The sequence below is a fragment of the Thermoleophilum album genome, assembly GCF_028867705.1.
GTDB lineage: Bacteria > Actinomycetota > Thermoleophilia > Solirubrobacterales > Thermoleophilaceae > Thermoleophilum.
Genome location: NZ_CP066171.1, coordinates 820,609 through 838,491 on the forward strand (window position 1 = coordinate 820,609; position 17,883 = coordinate 838,491).

Sequence of the window (17,883 nt, forward strand, 5' to 3'; positions counted from 1 at the left end):
GGGTCGGGTCCGTGACGATCGAGTTCAACCGCCGTCTGGAAGCGATTCCCTACTACCCGGCCGCCGACGCCTACGGCGACGGTCGCGATCTCGTACTGCTGGCCTCCAACGAGACACCGTTCGCACCGCCGCCAGCGGTACGCGAAGCGATCGCCGACCGGCTCGCAACGCTAAACCGCTACCCCGACCCCGACAAGAGCGAGCTCCGCCGGCGAATCGCTGCTCGCTGCGGCGTGCCGAGCGAGATGATCGTCGTCGGCAACGGCTCGTGCGAGATCCTGCTCGGCGCCGCGCAGGCGCTCCTCGAGCCGGGTGCCGAGGTGGTGTTCGCCTGGCCGTCGTTTTCCGTCTACCCCCAGCTCGCTGCGCTCACCGGCGCGCGCGAGATCCGCGTGCCGCTCGACAGCGACGACCGCCACGACCTCGACGCGCTCGCCCGCGAGGTGACCGCCGCCACGCGCCTGGTTTTGGTTTGCAACCCCAACAATCCCACCGGCACCGCGCTGCCGCTCGACGCGATCGACGAGCTCGCCGCTGCGCTGCCGCGCCACGTCTGTTTGCTTGTCGACGAGGCTTACGTCGAGTTCTCGACGCTGCAGGATCCTGACGAGTCGCTCGAGCTGGTCCGCCGCTACCCGAACGTAGTGCTGTTGCGGACCTTCTCGAAGGTCTACGGCCTTTGCGGCCTGCGCTGCGGCTACGCGATCGGGCCCGAGAGCTTCCGCATCGCCTGCGAGAAGGTGCGCCAGCCGTTCACCGTGAACACGTTGGCGCAAGCGGCCGCGGCGGTGGCGATCGACCTCCAGGACGAGGTCGAGCGCCGCGTCGAGCGCACAGCCGTGGAGCGCGAGCACGTCGTCGGGGAACTGCGCGCGCGCGGCCTGCGCGTCGCCGACAGCCAGGCCAACTTCTGTTGGGTCGAGCTCGGCGGTCGCGATGACCGCGCTATCTGCGACGAACTGGCGCGCCGCGGGGTGATCGTTCGCGCCGGCAGCGCGCTCGGCGGCCCTGGCCACCTGCGCGTCACGTTCGGCACGCGCGCCGAGAACGACCGCTTCCTCGCCGCGCTTGACGCGGCGCTCGCTGCTGGCGGCGGTGATCGTGCAGATCGCCCGGTGTCGCGAAACCGCTAGCGCTCTGCTATCTGTACGGCAAGCAATGGGCGACCTTGCGCGACCCCGCGATCGGCGAGCTCGCACGCCTCGTGCCGGCGAGGCCGCCGCTGCGCGCGTGCCCGGGTCGGCGCGCTACTACCGCTGGTATTGGCGATTTAGCTAGGCGTCCGGCGCCCGAGAGGTCTCGCCCGCACCCGCCGGACGCCGACCGCGGCCGTCGCCGCGCAGCGGGCCGAAAGTTCACGGCAAGCGAGCCGACGTAGTCTTCCAGGAGGCAGGAGCGACAGAGCGATGATGATCGTGATGAAAGAGGGAGCGACCGACGACCAAATCGCCGAGGTCGTCGAGCGCATCGAGTCGGTCGGGGCGCGCGCACACATCTCGCGGGGCGAGTTCGTGACCGTGATCGGGGCGATCGGCAGCCACGACGACGAGGTGGCCGGTCTCGGGCTCGAGGACCATCCCGCTGTCGACCGCGTGATGCCGATCATGCGCCCCTACAAGCTCGCGTCGGCGCAGTTCCGCCACGGCGAGCGAACGGTGATCGACGTCGACGGGCGCCGCATCGGTGGCGACCACTTCGCGGTCATCGCCGGTCCTTGCACGGTCGAGTCGCGCGAGGTGATGCTCGAAGCGGCACGGGCGATGCGTGACGCCGGCGCGCAACTCTTGCGCGGCGGCGCCTATAAGCCGCGCACGTCGCCGTACTCGTTCCAAGGTCTCGGCGAGGCAGGGCTCGAGCTCCTGCGCGAGGCGAAGGAAGAGACCGGTCTGCCGATCGTCACCGAGGTAATGGACGTGCGCGACGTCGAGCGCGTCGTTGCGGTCGCCGACGTCGTCCAGCTCGGTGCGCGCAACATGCAGAACTACACGCTGCTCACCGAGGTCGGGCGCGCCGGCAAGCCAGTGCTGCTCAAGCGCGGCCTCGCGGCCACGCTCGACGAGCTGCTGATGGCGGCCGAGTACGTGCTCAAGGAGGGCAACCCCAACGTCATCCTCTGCGAGCGCGGCATCCGCACCTTCGAGTCCAGCTACCGCTTCACGCTCGACCTCATGGCGGTGCCGGTGCTCAAGGAGCTCACGCACCTGCCGGTGATCGTCGACCCGAGCCACGCCGCGGGGCGCCGTTCGCTCGTCGAACCGCTGTCGCTCGCGGCGGCTGCCGCCGGGGCGGACGGTCTCATCGTCGAGGTCCACCCGTGCCCCGACGAAGCCGTCTGCGACGGCCCCCAGCAGCTGCGCACCGAGGGTTTCGCCGACTATCTGCGCCGCGTCGAGCAGGCGGCCGAGCTCGCCGGCAAGACGATCCAGGCGGGCGTGTAGGGAAGCCTGGCGCGCGGTGCGGATCGCGGTTCTCGGCGTCGGCCTGATCGGCGGTTCGATCGCGCTCGCCGCGCGCCAGCGTGTTCCCGACGCCACGGTCGTCGGTTGGGATCCCGCTCCCGACGCGCTCGCCCGGGCGCGCGAACGGGGGGCGCTCGACGAGGCCGCGCCGTCGCTCGCCGAGGCGCTAGCAGGCGCCGGGGCGTGCTTTCTTTGTGCGCCGGTGGGGCAGCTCGCCGACCTCGCCGCAGCGGCGCTCGCGGCGGCGCCGCGCGACTGCGTGGTGAGCGACGTCGGGTCGGCGAAGGCGCCGCTCGCTCGCGCCAGCCGCGACGAGCGGTTCATCGGCGGCCATCCGCTGGCGGGCGCAGAGACAGCCGGCGTGGAGCACGCACGCGGCGACCTGTTCGACGGCGCCGTCTGGTACCTTACGCCGACCCCCCACAGCTCGGGCATCCTCTACGAGCGGTTGCACCGGCTGATCGTCACGTTCGGTGCGCGGCCAGTGGCGATCGACGCCGACCGCCACGATCGCCTGGTCGCGGCGGTCAGTCATCTTCCGCACGTGCTAGCCAACGTGCTCGCGGTGAACGCCGCTTGCGCTGCCGAGCGCGAGCGCGAGCCGGTGCCGCCGCTAGCGCCGAGCTTGCGCGACGCCACCCGTGTCGCGGGCGCCAACAGCGACATCTGGACCGACATCTACCTCGCCAACCGCGACGCGATCGCCGACGAGGTCGAGCGTGTACGCGCCGCGCTCGGCGAGGTGGTGGCGGCGCTGCGGCGCGGCGATCCGGGCTGGGTGCGCGACTGGAACGAGCGGGCGCGCGCGGCTCGCCGCACGCTCGTCGAGCGCGACCTCGCCGAGGGGCCGCTGCACGAGCTCGCGTTCGTGGTTCCGAACCGGCCCGGCGTGGTGGCGCAGGTGGCTCTCGGGTTGAGCCGGGCGGGCGTAAACATCGCCGACCTCGCGCTGGCGCCCGCGGCCGACATGCGCTCCGGTGCGATCACGGTGTGGGTGGCCGGCGACGAGCAGGCCGACCGGGCGCGCGAGGTGATCGAAGGTCTCGGCTTCGCGGTGGCGGAGCGCTGAGAGGCGTACAGCGGTGATGGCGCGGCGCTGAGATGGCGGAACGCAGATTCGAACCGAGCGGCCCGGTGCGCGGCGAGTACGTGCCGCCCGCCGACAAGTCGATCTCGCACCGCGCCGCCCTGCTGGCGGCGATGTGCGACGAGCCGGTGGCGATCCGCAACTACCTCGACGCTGCCGACACCCGCTCGACCCTCGAGGCGCTCGAGCGCTTGGGGGCGGGGGTCGAGCGGCGCGATGGCGAGCTCCTTGTGCGCGGCGTCGGTCTACGCGGGGCGCTCGAAACCACCGGGGGGCTGCTTGACGTCGGCAACTCGGGCACGTTGATGCGCATGCTGCCCGGATGGCTGGCCGGCCAGCCGGGGCGCAGTTGGCGTATCGACGGGGACGAGTCGATCCGTCGTCGGCCCGTCGACCGCATAGCGCGTCCGCTCGCTGCGATGGGGGCCGAGATCGAGATGCGCGCCGGCCGCTTCCCCCCGTTCATGGTCACAGGCGGCCGACTGCACGGCATCCGCTACGAGCTACCGATCGCGAGCGCCCAGGTGAAGTCGTGCGTGCTGATCGCCGGTCTGCTGGCGGAGGGTGCCACCGAGGTCGTCGAGCCGGTGCCGAGCCGCGACCACACCGAGCGCTTTCTCGCCCGCGCCGGCGTGCCGTTCACGAAAGACGGACACGCCTTGCGGGTGTGCCCGGTCGACGAGCTCGAGCTCGAAACGGTGGAGGTCCCGGGCGATCCTTCCTCGGCGGCGTTCATGGTGGCGGCCGCGATCCTCGTGCCCGGGTCGCGGCTCGTGGTGCGCGGTGTTGGGCTCAACTGGACGCGCTGCGGTTTCTTCGCGATCGCCGAGCGGATGGGGGCGGTGCTGGTCGGCGAGCGTGAAGCGGCCGGGGCGTTCGCCGCCGACGAGCCGATCGGCGAGCTTGACGTGGCGGCAGGGCCGCTGGAAGGCACCACGGTCGGTCCCGACGAGGTGCCGCTGGCGATCGACGAGCTGCCGCTCGTCGCGCTCCTGGGAGCTTTTGCGGAGGGGGAGACGGTCGTGCGTGGCGCTGGCGAGCTGCGCGTCAAGGAGTCCGACCGCATCGCCGCTGTTTGCAGCAACCTGCGCGCGCTCGGGGCGGACATCGAGGAGCTCCCCGACGGCTTCGTGGTGCGCGGCAGCGGCGCGCCGCTGCGCGGCGGGGTGGTCGACGCCCACGGCGACCACCGCTTGGCGATGCTCGGGGCGGTCGCGGGGCTCGCCTCCCGCGAAGGCGTGGTGGTGCGGGGGATCGAGGCCGCTGCCGTCTCCTACCCGGACTTCGTCGCCGACCTCGCATCTCTGTGCGGGCGCTAGCGGCCGCTGTCGGCGCTGTTCGGGCCGTACCCTTGCGGCGATGATCGTCGCGATCGACGGCCCCGCTGGCGCGGGCAAGAGCACCGTTGCGCGGGCGCTCGCCGAGCGCCTCGGTTTCCGCTACCTCGACACCGGTGCGATGTACCGCGCGGCGGCGCTCGCCGCGAGCCAGCAGCCCGACCGCGCCCCCGCCGACGTTGCACGCGCGGCGCGGATCGAGTTCGCCCCCGACGGCCGCGTTCTCCTCGACGGCGTCGACGTCACCGCCGCGATCCGCACTGCCGACGTCGCCGAGGCGGCGTCGCGGATCGCCGCCGACCCGGCGGTGCGCGAGGCGCTCGTCGCCAAGCAGCGTGAGCTTCTTGCCGATGGAGACTGGGTAGCCGAGGGGCGCGATATCGGCACGGTCGTAGCGCCGAACGCCGAGATCAAGGTTTTTCTCGACGCCGACGCGCGCGAGCGCGCGCGCCGCCGTGCCGCCGACACTGGCCGCGACCCCGAGGAGGTTCTGCGCGAGCAGGAGGTGCGCGACCGCCGCGACAGCGAGCGCCAGCACTCGCCGCTGCGCCCGGCCGGCGACGCGGTCACGATCGACACCACAGCGCTGTCGCTCGACGACGTCGTCGCGCGGATCGCCGCTCTCGTTGCGCGCAAGAGCGAAGCTGCTGCTGGGGGTGGGGGGCGCAGTCGCGACGGTCGCCCGCGCGTCGCGGTCGTCGGCTTCCCGAACGTCGGCAAGTCGACGCTCGTGAACCGCCTGGCGGGCGTGCGCGAGGCGGTCGTCGACTCGGCGCCGGGCGTGACGCGCGATCGCAAAGAGGTCACGGCCGAGTGGGGAGGGCACGAGCTTGTGCTGGTCGACACAGGCGGTGTCGACGAGGCCGACGACGGCGTGATCCAACGCCAGGTACGCGCGCAAGTGGAGCGTGCCCTCGCCGAAGCCGATGTCGTGCTGCTCGTGTGCGACGCGCGCGCCGGGCTGCGTCCCGGCGACGCCCAGCTTGCGCGACTGGTGGCGCGCGCCGGCAAGCCGGCGCTCGTCGTCGCCAACAAAATCGACGATGTCCGCCAGGTCGGTCTCGCCCAGGAGTTTTGGCGGCTCGGGCTCGGCGAGCCGCTCGCGGTGTCGGCGATCCACGGGCTCGGCAGCGGCGATCTGCTCGACCGCATCGTCGCGCTGCTGCCGCCCCCGGCAGCCGCCCCTGATGTCCCGCCACCGGAAACAGCCGCCGCCGCGCCGCCCCCAGCCGGCGCTGCCACGGCGGCCCCACAGCGCGCACCCGCCTTTGCGCCCGACCGTCTGCCGCAGCTCGCACTGATCGGCCGCCCGAACGTCGGTAAGTCGTCGCTGCTCAACCGCCTGTTCGGCGACGAGCGGGTGGTCGTGACCCCGATCGCGGGCACCACACGCGACGCGATCGACACCGAGGTGGAGTTCGCCGGGCGGCGTTTCGTGCTCGTCGACACCGCGGGCATCCGCAGGCGCGGGCGTATCGACCAGCCCGCCGAGTGGTACGCCCGCCTGCGCTCGGAGCGCGCGGCCGAACGCGCCGACGTGGCGATCGTCGTCTGCGACGCCAGCGAGGGCGTCACGAGCGACGATCTGCGCATCGCCGAGCTGGCGATGCGCGCCCACTGCGCGACGGTGATCGCCCTCAACAAGTGGGACGCGACGCGCTGCGATATCGAGGAGGCGAAGGCACGCGTGGCCGCGCGCCTGCGCCAGCGCCCGCCGGTGATCGCCGTCTCGGCCCACACCGGGCGCGGGCTGAAGCGCCTGGTCGCCACCGCGCTCGAGCTCGCGGCACGCGTTCACGAGCGCTTGCCGACGCCGGTTCTGAACCGGTTCCTCGCCGAGGTCGTCGCGGCGCGCCAGTCGCCAGCGGTGCGGGGCAAGCGCCTGCGTACCTACTACTTCACCCAGTACGACACCGCACCGCCGCGCTTCGCCCTGCAGGTCTCCGACCGGTCGCTGGTGGCCCGCGACTGGGTCCTTTTCCTCGAAAACCGCTTGCGCGAGCGGTTCGCTCTCGAAGGCGTGCCGCTGGTTATCGACCTGCGCGAGCGCTCCGGGCGGCGACCCGCTTCCGCGCGTGGCCGCAGGCGGGTATCTTGAAGGTCGGCGCAAGCGCGAACCCGCCGCGCTGCCGGACGGATGCTTGCGAGCGGCACCTCTCCCACCTCTGCGTCACTGTCAAGCGGTCAATCACGGAGAACAGATGCGTCTGAGCGAAAACGAGTTCCTCTTCACCTCCGAGTCGGTCACCGAGGGGCATCCCGACAAGATCGCCGACCAGATCTCCGATTCGGTTCTCGACGCTGTCCTCGCCGAGGACCCGGACGGGCGCGTGGCGTGCGAGACGCTCGTCAACACCGGCCTTGTGATCATCTCGGGCGAGATCACCACCGACGCCCACATCGACTTCGTCGAGATCGCGCGCGAACGGATCCGCGAGATCGGCTACACCGACGCCGCCTTCGGCTTCGACTGCCACACCTGCTCGGTGCTGTGCGCAATCGACAAGCAGTCGCCTGACATCGCGCAGGGGGTGAACAAGGCGCTCGAGGCGCGCAAGGGCGAGGCCGACGAGTTCGACATCGCCGGCGCCGGCGACCAGGGGATGATGTTCGGCTACGCCACGCGCGAAACACCCGAGCTGATGCCGCTGCCGATCCAGCTCGCGCACACGCTGGCGCGCCGGCTGGCCGAGGTGCGCAAGGACGGCACGCTCGACTACCTGCGTCCCGACGGCAAGACACAGGTGACCGTGCGCTACGTCGACGAGCGGCCGGTCGAGATCGTCAAGCTGCTGATCTCGACGCAGCATGCCGAGGGCAAGGACGCCGAGCGCGACATCAAGCCCGATCTGTGGGAGCACGTGGTGCTGCCGGTGCTCGGCGAGCGCTACGGCGACATGTTCGACGAGGCACAGCTCAAGCGCAGCTTCCTCGTCAACCCCACCGGCAAGTTCGAGATCGGCGGCCCGATGGGCGACTGCGGACTGACCGGCCGCAAGATCATCGTCGACACCTACGGCGGCATGGCTCGCCACGGCGGCGGTGCCTTCTCGGGCAAGGACCCCTCGAAGGTCGACCGTTCGGCTGCCTACGCGGCGCGCTACGTCGCTAAGAACGTCGTCGCCGCGGGGCTAGCTGATCGGTGCGAAGTGCAGGTCGCCTACGCGATTGGGGTCGCCCGTCCGGTTTCGCTGATGGTCGAGACGTTCGGGACCGAGCGCGTGCCGAAGGCACGGATCCTCGAGCTGATCGACGAGAACTTCGACTTGCGGCCGCTCGCGATCCGCAAGCACCTCGACCTGCACCGCCCGATCTACCGCAAAACGGCAGCGTACGGGCACTTCGGTCGCGAGGAGCCGGAGTTCACCTGGGAGCGCACCGACAAGGCCGAGGCGCTGCGCACCCAGGCTGGGCTCGAGCGCGACGCAGCGCCGGCGAGCGCCTAGGAAAAGACGTCCGGAAAGAGGTGAGCGGCGCGCCGTGGCGCGCCGCTCACCGTGCGGTTCCTGGTCGGCAGCGCCTCAGCAGCGGACGCGGGTGCGCGCTACGTAGGAGCGGCCGTTCTCGTCGACCCCGCTCACCTCGACCAGGCGCTGCTTTCGGTTCTGGCAGGCGATCGACGAGAAGTAGCCGACCTTGCGTGTGCGGCCGGCGACGCGCGCCTTGCCGACGATCCGACGGAAGCGCCCATCGAGTCGCTTGACGAGGATTGTGAGCCCGGCGATGTGGCGCAGTTCGGGCGGCACCGTGAACTCGATCCCGCCCGCCGGCTTGCCGCCCAGTCGCGGCGTGATGAAACGCCCTGGCAGCACGTTCTGGGGCGGCGACTGGACGGGACACGGCGGGTCGGGGCTGACATCAAGCCGGATCGCCAACCCGGTGCCGGTGTTGTAGAAGGTGGTAGCGAGGTTGCAGGTCGGCGTCGTGGCGACCGGCTCGCCCGGCACCCCATACCACACCTCGATCGTGCCGGTGCCGACCTTGGCCCGTTTGCAGACCTTGGCGTGGTCTCCGCTCGAGGCTTGCGCCAGCGTGCAGCGCCCGGCGATCTTCGGGAACACGCGCCCCCCCTGGATGACGATGCGGTAGCGCTCGAGCGGGGCGACGATCACGCCGCCAGGCGGATGGATCTCGGCGCTGAAGGAGAGATCCTTCGCTAGCGGCTTGGTAGGCGATCCTGACCCGTAGGGGAGACCCCTGCCCTTGACCGTAATCAGGTTCTGGGCGTCGACGGCGCCGCTCGCCGCTGCGGCGAGGGCCACAGCCGCCAACGCCCCGGCTGACGCCGCGGCGGCGACCACGGACCGCCGCGGCCGGTGCGATGACGCGCTTGGCATCGTCCTCCTTCCTCCTCCTTGCGATCACGCCAGCAGAGGTGGCGTATCTCTCGCTCCCTCAAGACGTCGCTCGCTCCGGCGCGTCCCGCGAAGCGCCGACACGGCAACGTTCGATGTAACAACATTTCATGACGCATGCGGCGATGTCAAGGAGGAACCGAGCCGTGGGCGGTGCGGGCGATCCGGTCGAGAGCGGTCCGGACGCGACGAAAGGCCGGAAAAAGCGAGGAGCCCGGACCGTGGTCCGGGCTCCCGCACCCTCCGCCCGCACGGGAACGAGCGGAGACGACTCGCGCTCGTGCGCTAGCAGCGCACGCGCCGCGACACCGTCACCGACTTGCCGTCCTCGCCGGTGAACACCACCTGCGCGTAGCGGTACTTCTTGCTGTCGCAGGCGATCGAGCCGATGTAGGGGACACGCACGCGCTTACCGCGAATGCGGACCACCCGCGTCTGGCGGAAGATCTCGCTCTTCACGTAGCGCACCGGCACGTCGAGACCGCCCGGATGCAGCAGCTCCTGCGGCACCGTGAACTTGAGACCGCTCGACGGCTTGCGACGCACGCGCGGCTTAGTCCACTTGGCGATGATCGACTGGCCGCTGATCGGGCAAGGAATCGTCGCCGGCGCCTGGAACGGCCCTTGCGCCGGGTCGAGACGCAGCGCCACGCGGCCGCGCGACATGTTGTACATCACCAGATCGATCTGGCAGGTGCCCGCCGCTTGCGCGAGCGGTTGGCCAGCCTTGCCGATCGTCGCGATCACCGTGCCCTTGCCGACCCGCGCCTTCTTGCACTTCTGGGCGAGGACGTTTGGGTCGGGGTTGTTGACCTGGTTGTCTGGACAGGTCGGGAAGTACTTGGCGAACTGAGTGCCGCCCTGGATGCGGAACTCGTACGACTTCACCGGCACCGGCACGGTGTTGTCGTCGCTGTCAACCCAGTACTCGATGACGAGGTTCTTGGGAAGCGGCTTCTTCGGCGAACCCGAGCCGTACGGCTTGCCGAAGCCGTCGGCGCGGTACACGTTCGCCGCGTAGGCAACCGCCGCTACGACGAGACTCGCGACCAAGGCGAGCGCTGCGCCGAGCGCCAGTCTCCGTTTCGATCGCATCGTTCTCCTCCTTGCGCTGCTGTGGACAAACCGACCAGGGGGCTCTTTCGCTCTACAACACGCGCCCGTCCCGAAAGTCGCGGCGCGGGCGACGCGGTTGCGGACTGTGCCGACGCCCCCGTCGCCGACCGTCCGCTCTCACCTGTTCGCGCATCCTAGCCCTCCGCCCTGCTGCGACAACCCCGGCAGGTGTCACCGGGCGTCCGGAAGCGCACCAGCGCCTGCGCGCTCACGCTTTTCGGAGTCCCGCGAGCGCCGCCGCTCGACCGTTTAGCGTCCGCGCCCGTGGCGCAGGCGATCGCAAGGGTGTGGCCGCTCGTGACGACGCGCGCTCTCGCCGGCCCCCTCGACTACCGCGTCGACGACGAGTTCGAGGGAGCGGTGACCCCGGGCGCGTTGCTCGTCGTGCCGCTCGGGCGCCGTCAGGTGGTCGGCGTCGTCGGCGAGCTCGCCGACCAGAGCGCTGTCCCCGCCGACCGGCTGCGCTCGCCGCGCGCCCTGCTCGCCGAAGCGCTGCCCGAGCATCTCGTCGGCTTCTGTCGGTGGCTAGCCGCACGCTACTGCTCGACGCCCGCGCGTGCCTTCGCTCTCGCCTTGCCCCCCGGCATCGGCCGCGGCGGCGGCGCCGAGCGGCGGCGGCGGATCGTCGCCGAGCTCACTGCCGCTGGTAGCGAGCTGCTCGCCGCAGCCGACGGGGCGGGCGTCGCCACCCCCCTCGGTGCGCTCCAACGACGGCTGCTCGCGGCGCTAGCCGCAGGGCCGCAAAGCGCCGAAGCGCTCGACGCCGCCATCGGCCGGCCGGCGCGGCCGAGCTTGCTGCGTCTCGAGCGCCGCGGGCTCGTCCGTGTGCGCCGCAGCGGAACGGTCGCGCGACCCGCGGCCACGGCCGCGGTCGGGCGCGCACACGAGGCTGCTTCGCGGCTGACCGCCGACCAGGAGCGTGCGCTCGCCGCGATCGAGCGCGCTCTCGCCGAGCCGGCGCCGGCGCCGCTGCTCTTGCACGGCGTGACCGGCAGCGGCAAGACCGAGGTCTACCTGCGGGCGGCCGCCCGCTGCCTCGAGCAGGGACGCGACGTGCTCGTCCTTGTTCCCGAGATCGCCCTCGCGCCGCAGACGGTGGCGCGCTTCCGGGCGCGGTTCGGCGACACGGTCGCGTTGCTTCACTCCGGCCTTTCGGCGGCTGCGCGCCGCGGCGAATGGGAGCGCTTGCGTAGCGGGCGCGCACGGATCTGTGTCGGCGCGCGCTCAGCGCTGTTTGCGCCCCTCGCGCGGCTCGGCCTCGTCGTTGTCGACGAGGAGCACGACGACGCCTACAAGCAGGACCAGGATCCACGCTACGACGCTCGCCGCGCGGCCGAGGAGCTCGCGCGCCGCAGCGGCGCGCTACTGCTCGCGGGGAGCGCGACGCCGCGCGTCGACAGCTTCGTGCGGTGGCGAAGGATCGAGCTGTCGCGGCGCGCCGACGGAAGCGCACTGCCGCCGGTCGAGGTCGTCGCGGCGCCCGCCCCTGGCCGACTCACGCAAACGGCGGTCGACGCGCTCGAGGAGCTCGTGCGCCGCCGCGGCAAGGCGATCGTGCTCCTCAACCGACGCGGTTTCGCGCCCTATGCAAGTTGTCGCTCCTGCGGCGAGACGCTCGGCTGCCCGAACTGCGACGTCGCGCTGGTTTACCACCGCGCGCAAGGCGCGCTGCGCTGCCACCACTGCGGCCACGCCGAAGCGCTGCGCGGGCGCTGTCGCAACTGCGGCTCGGTGTCGCTAGCGCTCGCTGGTGCCGGCACCGAACAGCTCGAAGCGGCGCTCCGAGCGATCGTCGCCCCGCTTCCTGTGTTCCGGCTCGATGCCGACACCGCCACCGGCGCCAGCGACGAGCTCCTCGCGCGCTTCGAGGCGGCAGACGCCGGGGTGCTGGTCGGCACCCAGCTCGTAGCCAAGGGCCACGACTTCGCCGGGATCGAGCTAGGGCTGGTGGTCGCCGCCGATGCGGCGCTGGCGATCCCCGACTACCGCGCCCAGGAGCGCGTCTTCCAGCTCGTCACCCAGCTCGCCGGACGCGTCGGCCGCGGCGGGTGCGGCGGTCGTGTGATCGTGCAGGCGCGCGACCCTAACGCCCGTGCCCTGCGCTACGCAGCCAACCACGACAGCACCGGCTTCGTGCGCGAGGAGAGCGAGTGGCGGCGGACGCTCGGCTATCCGCCGTTCGTCGAGCTCGTCTACCTCGAGCTGCATAGCACCACGGCGGGTCGCGAGCTCGCCGCGGCCGACGCTCTGCGCGCCGCGTTGGCCGAGCGCGGCGTGCAGGCGCTGGGCCCGGCGCCCCTCTTTCGGCGCGCCGGCAAGTACCGGGCGCGGCTAGTGGTGAAAGCCGCGCCGCCGGCCGATGCCGAAATCGGCGCGGTGCGGGAGGCGGTCGACGCTCTCGTCGCGCGGCGCTCGTTCCGCGACGTCGCGGTAGCCGTAGACGTCGACCCCTGCTAGCGGGAAATGCACGGGGCGCCGGGAGGGGCCAGTCGCGGCGTACACTCGCGTCCGTGACGGACGCCGACGAAAGCCGCGAGATCGCCGTCGAAGAGACGGTCGAGGGCGAGGTGCGCGAGCCGGTCGGGCTCGATCCCGAAACGGCGGCGCGCCGCGAGCGGGCGCTCGCCGAGATCCGTCAGTACGGCGATCCGATCCTGCGCGCGCGCGCCACCCCGGTCGCCCGTTTCGACGACGTCCTTAGAGCCGAGGCCGAGCGGATGATCGCGCTGATGCGCGACGCTCTCGGCATCGGACTCGCCGGTCCGCAGGCGGGGCTCGCCTTGCGTATCGTCGTCTACCAGATCGACGAAGAGGCAGAACCACGCGTGCTCGTCAACCCCGAGCTCCTTTGGCGCAGCGAAGAGCTCGAGGTCGCCGAGGAGGGCTGTCTTTCGCTACCTGGCGTTCACGTCGACGTCGAGCGGCCGCTGGCCGTTCGGGTGCGCGCGTGCGACCTCTCGGGCGAGCCGTTCGAGATCGCAGCCGAGGGGCTCGAGGCGCGCGTCATCCAGCACGAGATCGACCACCTCGACGGTGTTCTGATCCTCGACCGCGCGCCGCGCGACCAACGGCGGGCGGCGATCCGCCAGCTGCGCGAGCGCGCAGCGGCCGCGCGCGGCGACCAGGGGGGCGGCGTGTTGGCCGGTCAGGGTGAGCTGGCCAGCAGCTCGTAACCAGGCAGCGTCAGAAACTCGCCGAGCTCGTGTGCGAAAACGAGCTCGCGCACGAGACGCGCGGCGTCCCCGAGGCGACCCAGTGCCGGCCAGTCGGCTGCCGCCTCAAGCCCCTTGCGGGCAAGCTCGTAGGCGTCATCGAAGGCGCCACGCGCCAACGCCGCGTCGATCGTGCGACCGTCGGCGAGGTCGGCGCGGTGGCGCAGCCACTGCCACACCTGGGCGCGACAGATCTCGGCGGTGGCGGCATCCTCCATCAGACCGTGGATCGCGACAGCGCCGCGACCCGACAGCCAGGTGGCGACGTAGCGGAGAGCGACCTCGAACGCTCCCACCAACCCCTCCCAGGTGCGCTCGCCCGGTGTGCGGTCGAGAGCCAGCAGGTCGGCGGCGGTGACCGCAACATCCTCGCGCAAGCGGTGACGTTGGTCGCTGCGCTCGCCGAGCACGCGGTCGAACTCGGCCCGCGCCGTGGCCACCGTGTCCGGGTGGGCCACCCAGGTGCCGTCGAAGCCGTCGTCGGCCTCGCGGCGCTTGTCGGCGGCCACCGCCGCCAGCGCTCGCTCACGCGCAGCGGCGTCGGTGCGCGACGGAATCGCAGCGGCCATGCCGCCGATAGCTTGCGCGCGCCGCCGGTGGCAGGTGCGCACGAGCAGCTCGGTGTAGGCGCGCATGAAGGGAACCGTCATCGTCACCTCGCTGCGGTCGGGCAAGAGCGCCCAGCGGTGCGCGCGCAGGCGCTTGATCGCCGAGAAGATGTAGTCCCACCGTCCGGCGTTCAGGCCGAGCGCGCGCTCGCGCAACTCCCAGAGGATCTCGTCCATCTCGAACGCCGCCGGCAGCGTTTCGATCAGCACCGTGACGCGCACCGTGCCGCGCTCGAGCCCGAGCTCGTCCTCGCACAAGCGCAACGCCTCGTTCCAAAGCCGCGCCTCGCGATGGGATTCGAGCTTCGGCAGATAGAGGTAGGGACCGCTTCCCAGCGCTAGCAGCTCGTCGGCACAGTTGGCGAGAAACAGCGCGGCGTCGACGAACGCGCCTGCCACGGGTTCTCTGGCCCAAGCGAGATGCCGCTCGGGCAGGTGCAGCCCGCGGACGCGCACGAGCAACGTCGCGGGATCCTCGCGCAGGTGGTAGCTGCGGCCGTCCGGTGCCACGAAGGTGATCGTGCGCCGCACGGCGTCGAGGACGTTGGCGTGACCCTCGACGATGTTGCGCCAGGTCGGTGCGGTGGCGTCCTCGAAGTCGGCCATGAAGCAGCTTGCGCCCGAGTTGAGCGCGTTGATCACCATCTTGCGGTCGGGCGGGCCGGTTATCTCGACGCGGCGATCGCGTAGGTCGGCGGGCGGCTCCGGCACCGACCACTCGCCCTGGCGCAGGTCCGCTGTCGCCGGCAGAAAGTCGAAGAGCTCGCCAGCGTCGAGCCGCTCTTGCCGCTCGCGTCGCGCCGCCAAGAGGCGGCGCCGCTCGCTCTCGAGCTCGTCGTGCAGGCGCTCCACGAGCCGCAACGCCCGCGGGGTGAGCACGTCGCCGTCGCGAGCGCCGCGAGGAGCGCGGATCTCGACCCTCGTCGGCTGTTCCGGCACGGCGCGCAACATTAATTGCTGTCCCCGCGCCACGTCCGGGAGTCCTTGTTCGACGCAAGGCGCCCCCCGAGGCACGGGCGTGCGCGGTTCGTCGCACTACGCTGGCGGCTGTGCGAACGGTTTTCCTCGGCACCTCCGAGCTCGCCGCAGCGGTGCTGGAACGCCTGGCTGCGAGCGCCCACCGCCCGACCCTGGTCGTGACTCGTCCCGACCGGCCGCGGGGCCGTGGTCAGCGGCTCGAGTCCCCACCCGTCGCGCACGCGGCGCGCACGCTAGGGATTCCGGTCTACCAGCCCGAGAACGTCAACGCGTCCGACGCGCTTGCGAAGATTGCGGACGAGCAACCGCAGGTGCTGTGCATGTGTGCCTACGGTGCGCTCCTGGGGGACGAACTGCTCGCTCGCTGGGAGGTGTTGAACGTCCACCCCTCGTTGCTTCCACGCTGGCGCGGCGCGGCGCCGCTCGAACGCGCGCTCGAGGCGGGCGATCCTGTGACCGGGGTTTCGATCATGCTCACGGCGCGCGAGCTCGACGCCGGGCCGGTGGTGTTGCAAGCCGCCGAGCCGATCCTCGCAAGCGACGATTGGGGCAGCCTCTCGGCTCGCATCGCGCCGCTCGCCGGCGATCTCCTCGTCCGCGCGCTCGATCTGCGCCCACCCGCACGGCCCCAGCCCGCCTACGGTGTCACCTACGCGCCCCGGATCGAGAGAGAGGAGCGCCGCCTCGACCCGGCGCTCGGCTGCGAACGGCTCGAACGGCGCGTGCGGGCGTTCTCGCCGCACATCGGCTGCTACGTCGCGCTCGCCAGCGTGGACGAAGAGGCAGATGGCGGCGAGCGACCAGCCGTAGACGGCAAGCGCTCGCAGCAGCGTCTCGGCGTGCTCGCGGCGCGCGCTCTGCCCGGGGCGCCGAGCGGCGCGCAGCCCGGGTCGCTCGTCGCAAGCGGCGAGCGCCTGTTTTTCGTCGCCGTCGATGGGCTGCTCGAGCTTCAGCGCGTGAAAGCGCCAGGACGCAGGGCGCTCTCGGCGGCGGAGTTCCTGCGCGGGCACGGGCGCACCGTGCCGCGTGTGGAGGTGACGGCGTGAGTGCCAGCGGTCACGGCACCCCCGGATCGCCGCCGCCCGACGGCCAAACAAGGGAACCGCTCGCGCCCGGCGCTCGCACCGACCGCCTGCCGGGCGCCCCGCGCTGTCCGTCCTGCGGTGCCGGCGCGCTGCACGGCACGAACCTCGCTGGGCGCTACCGCTGCGTCGCCTGTCTGCGCCGCTTTCAGCTGAGTTCGGCGTGTCCGGCGTGCGGGGCCCACTCGACGATCGCGCGCATGTCAGCTACGGCCGACGTCGCCTGCCCGAGCTGCGGGCAGTCGATGCTCCAGCCTGTCTGAGCCCCTGGCGGGCGAGCGACGCTGCACCACCAGCCGCGCCAGCAGCACGCATAGGACGGCGGCGCCGAGGCTGTAGGCGCTCGCGACGTGCAGCACGCGGTCATCGACGATCGGCACGAGGAGCCCTGTCACGAACGCTGCCAGCCCGGTCAGCCAGCACGCGGCCGCCGCCGCCGCACGCCCCTCGGCGAGCGCGGCTTGGTTGAGCGTTGCCGCCGACAGGTACACCCCCATGCCGAGCGCCATAACCACTAGCGGCAGCCGTTCGTAGCCGCCCGATCCGAACAGAAGCCGCATCAGCGTCGGCCCGGCGACCGCCATCGCGAGCGCCACGCACGAGGCGAAAACAGCGATCGCTGCGACCGTCACGCCGACACTGCGGCGAAAGGAGTCGCGCTCGCCCGCCGCCCGCAGCCGCGTGAGGTGGGGGAGGATCGAGGTCTGCACGGCCTGGAAAAGCTGGAGCGGCGCGCGCGCGATCAGAAGCACGTTGAACGCCTGGCCGGCGAGCGCTGCCCCTGCCGTGCCGTCGGTGACCTTGACGAGCAGCGGGCCTGCGTTCAGGAACGTCTGCTCGCAGGCCATGATCACGATCACCGCTCCGGCGAACGTCCCGCCCTGACGCAACCCGCTCGCGAGCTCGCGCGCGCCGCTCGCTGGTGCGCCTCCGCCGGAACTGTGTGGCGCGTTCGCGGGGCGGTAGGGAGCCAGTCGCGGCAGTCCCCACGGAACGACGGCGAGCGACACGAGCGGCGCTGCCACCATGCCGAGCGCCACCGCAGTCTGTCCGTGCGTCAGACCGACAACCGCTGCGACAGCGAAGAGACAGCGCGTGGTGGCTTCGATCAGCACGAGCCCGCCGTAGAGGCCGAAGCGCCCGTGCCCGGCAAGAAAGCCACGGGCGAAGTAGCTCGCCGCGTAGGCGAGCACCGTCCCGACGAGTATCCAGTAAAGGGCCGAGCGCCCGCCGAGAACATGGTCTTCGAGCGGCGTACGCAACGCCCAGGCGAGCGCCGTAAAGGCGGCCGCGAGCCCGATCTGGATCGCGGCGGCCGACCGCAGGTGCGCGCTGGCTGGCACGCCCCGCGCGTCGGCATCGGCGATCGAGCGCGACAGAAACTGCTCGACGGGGCGCCAGATCACCGACGCGACGATGAACACCAGAGACCAAAGCAGCGCGATGCCGCCGTACTCGCCGGCGGGGAGGGCGTGGCTCGCGAGCGCGAAGTACCCGAAGGTGACGAGGCCGGTGGTGCCGATCCCGACCGAGAGAACCGCCGCCCCGCGGCCGTAGCTGGCTCCGCTCTTGTCTGCGCTACGTTCGCCGCCGCTTGTCCTGCCGCTGGGCGGGGCTGCGCCCGCCGCCGAACGCCTATTCACGGCGCC

13 protein-coding genes are annotated in these 17,883 nt (G+C 71.8%); 9 read left to right on the forward strand and 4 right to left on the reverse strand.

What is annotated here, in order from left to right:
• Positions 1-11: 11 nt before the first annotated feature.
• The 6 genes from hisC (at position 12) to metK (ending at position 8,329) form a co-directional block, all read left to right on the forward strand.
• Positions 12-1,133 (forward strand): histidinol-phosphate transaminase, encoded by a 1,122-nt coding sequence (gene hisC, locus JDY09_RS03825; protein ID WP_274717714.1) that lies wholly within the window; start codon positions 12-14, stop codon positions 1,131-1,133.
• A 273-nt stretch (positions 1,134-1,406) separates the two neighbouring features.
• Positions 1,407-2,438 carry a 3-deoxy-7-phosphoheptulonate synthase gene (aroF, locus tag JDY09_RS03830; protein ID WP_274717715.1) on the forward strand — a complete coding sequence of 344 codons (1,032 nt, stop codon included), beginning with the start codon at positions 1,407-1,409 and terminating at the stop codon, positions 2,436-2,438.
• 16 nt (positions 2,439-2,454) lie between these two features.
• Positions 2,455-3,528, forward strand: a complete 1,074-nt coding sequence (locus tag JDY09_RS03835) for a prephenate dehydrogenase/arogenate dehydrogenase family protein (protein ID WP_274717716.1) — start codon at positions 2,455-2,457, stop codon at positions 3,526-3,528.
• A 32-nt stretch (positions 3,529-3,560) separates the two neighbouring features.
• Entirely contained in the window at positions 3,561-4,865 is a 1,305-nt protein-coding gene (aroA, locus tag JDY09_RS03840; protein ID WP_274717717.1) for a 3-phosphoshikimate 1-carboxyvinyltransferase, read from the forward strand.
• 40 nt (positions 4,866-4,905) lie between these two features.
• Positions 4,906-6,981 carry a ribosome biogenesis GTPase Der gene (gene der, locus JDY09_RS03845; protein WP_274717718.1) on the forward strand — a complete coding sequence of 692 codons (2,076 nt, stop codon included), beginning with the start codon at positions 4,906-4,908 and terminating at the stop codon, positions 6,979-6,981.
• A 103-nt stretch (positions 6,982-7,084) separates the two neighbouring features.
• Positions 7,085-8,329, forward strand: coding sequence for a methionine adenosyltransferase (metK, locus tag JDY09_RS03850; protein WP_274717719.1), 1,245 nt, complete (start codon positions 7,085-7,087; stop codon positions 8,327-8,329).
• 75 nt (positions 8,330-8,404) lie between these two features.
• Here metK and JDY09_RS03855 read toward each other — a convergent pair whose 3' ends face one another.
• Positions 8,405-9,220 (reverse strand): hypothetical protein, encoded by an 816-nt coding sequence (locus JDY09_RS03855; RefSeq protein WP_274717721.1) that lies wholly within the window; start codon positions 9,218-9,220, stop codon positions 8,405-8,407.
• A gap of 303 nt (positions 9,221-9,523) precedes the next feature.
• Positions 9,524-10,333 (reverse strand): hypothetical protein, encoded by an 810-nt coding sequence (locus tag JDY09_RS03860; protein ID WP_274717723.1) that lies wholly within the window; start codon positions 10,331-10,333, stop codon positions 9,524-9,526.
• Between the two features lie 285 nt (positions 10,334-10,618).
• On the opposite strand from JDY09_RS03860, the gene priA reads away from it, so the two are divergent.
• Together priA and def are read left to right on the forward strand one after the other, a co-directional pair.
• Complete coding sequence (gene priA, locus JDY09_RS03865) at positions 10,619-12,811, forward strand: replication restart helicase PriA (RefSeq protein WP_274717725.1); 2,193 nt, start codon at positions 10,619-10,621, stop codon at positions 12,809-12,811.
• Positions 12,812-12,864: 53 nt separating this feature from the next.
• Entirely contained in the window at positions 12,865-13,527 is a 663-nt protein-coding gene (gene def / locus JDY09_RS03870; protein ID WP_274717726.1) for a peptide deformylase, read from the forward strand.
• Here def and aceB read toward each other — a convergent pair.
• Positions 13,500-15,113, reverse strand: a complete 1,614-nt coding sequence (gene aceB / locus JDY09_RS03875) for a malate synthase A (RefSeq protein ID WP_274717727.1) — start codon at positions 15,111-15,113, stop codon at positions 13,500-13,502. The two genes, def and aceB, sit on opposite strands and share 28 nt — an antisense overlap.
• Before the next feature lie 110 nt (positions 15,114-15,223).
• Here aceB and fmt point away from each other — a divergent pair, with 110 nt between their 5' ends.
• A complete protein-coding gene (fmt, locus tag JDY09_RS03880) occupies positions 15,224-16,198 on the forward strand; it encodes a methionyl-tRNA formyltransferase (protein WP_274717728.1) in 975 nt (324 codons plus the stop codon).
• A gap of 239 nt (positions 16,199-16,437) precedes the next feature.
• Here the strand turns inward: fmt and JDY09_RS03885 are convergent, their stop codons facing one another.
• The gene (locus tag JDY09_RS03885; protein ID WP_274717730.1) at positions 16,438-17,877 is read right to left on the reverse strand and encodes a lipopolysaccharide biosynthesis protein; all 1,440 of its coding nucleotides are present in this window, start codon (positions 17,875-17,877) and stop codon (positions 16,438-16,440) included.
• Between the last annotated feature and the right edge of the window lie 6 nt (positions 17,878-17,883).

Excerpts from the sequence above, each read along its gene's own strand:
- aroF (WP_274717715.1), top strand. The coding sequence starts at position 1,407 with ATGATGATCGTGATGAAAGAGGGAGCGACCGACGACCAAATCGCCGAG.
- aroA (WP_274717717.1), top strand. The coding sequence starts at position 3,561 with ATGGCGGAACGCAGATTCGAACCGAGCGGCCCGGTGCGCGGCGAGTAC.
- der (WP_274717718.1), top strand. The coding sequence starts at position 4,906 with ATGATCGTCGCGATCGACGGCCCCGCTGGCGCGGGCAAGAGCACCGTT.
- metK (WP_274717719.1), top strand. The coding sequence starts at position 7,085 with ATGCGTCTGAGCGAAAACGAGTTCCTCTTCACCTCCGAGTCGGTCACC.
- JDY09_RS03855 (WP_274717721.1), bottom strand. The coding sequence starts at position 9,220 with ATGCCAAGCGCGTCATCGCACCGGCCGCGGCGGTCCGTGGTCGCCGCC.
- JDY09_RS03860 (WP_274717723.1), bottom strand. The coding sequence starts at position 10,333 with ATGCGATCGAAACGGAGACTGGCGCTCGGCGCAGCGCTCGCCTTGGTC.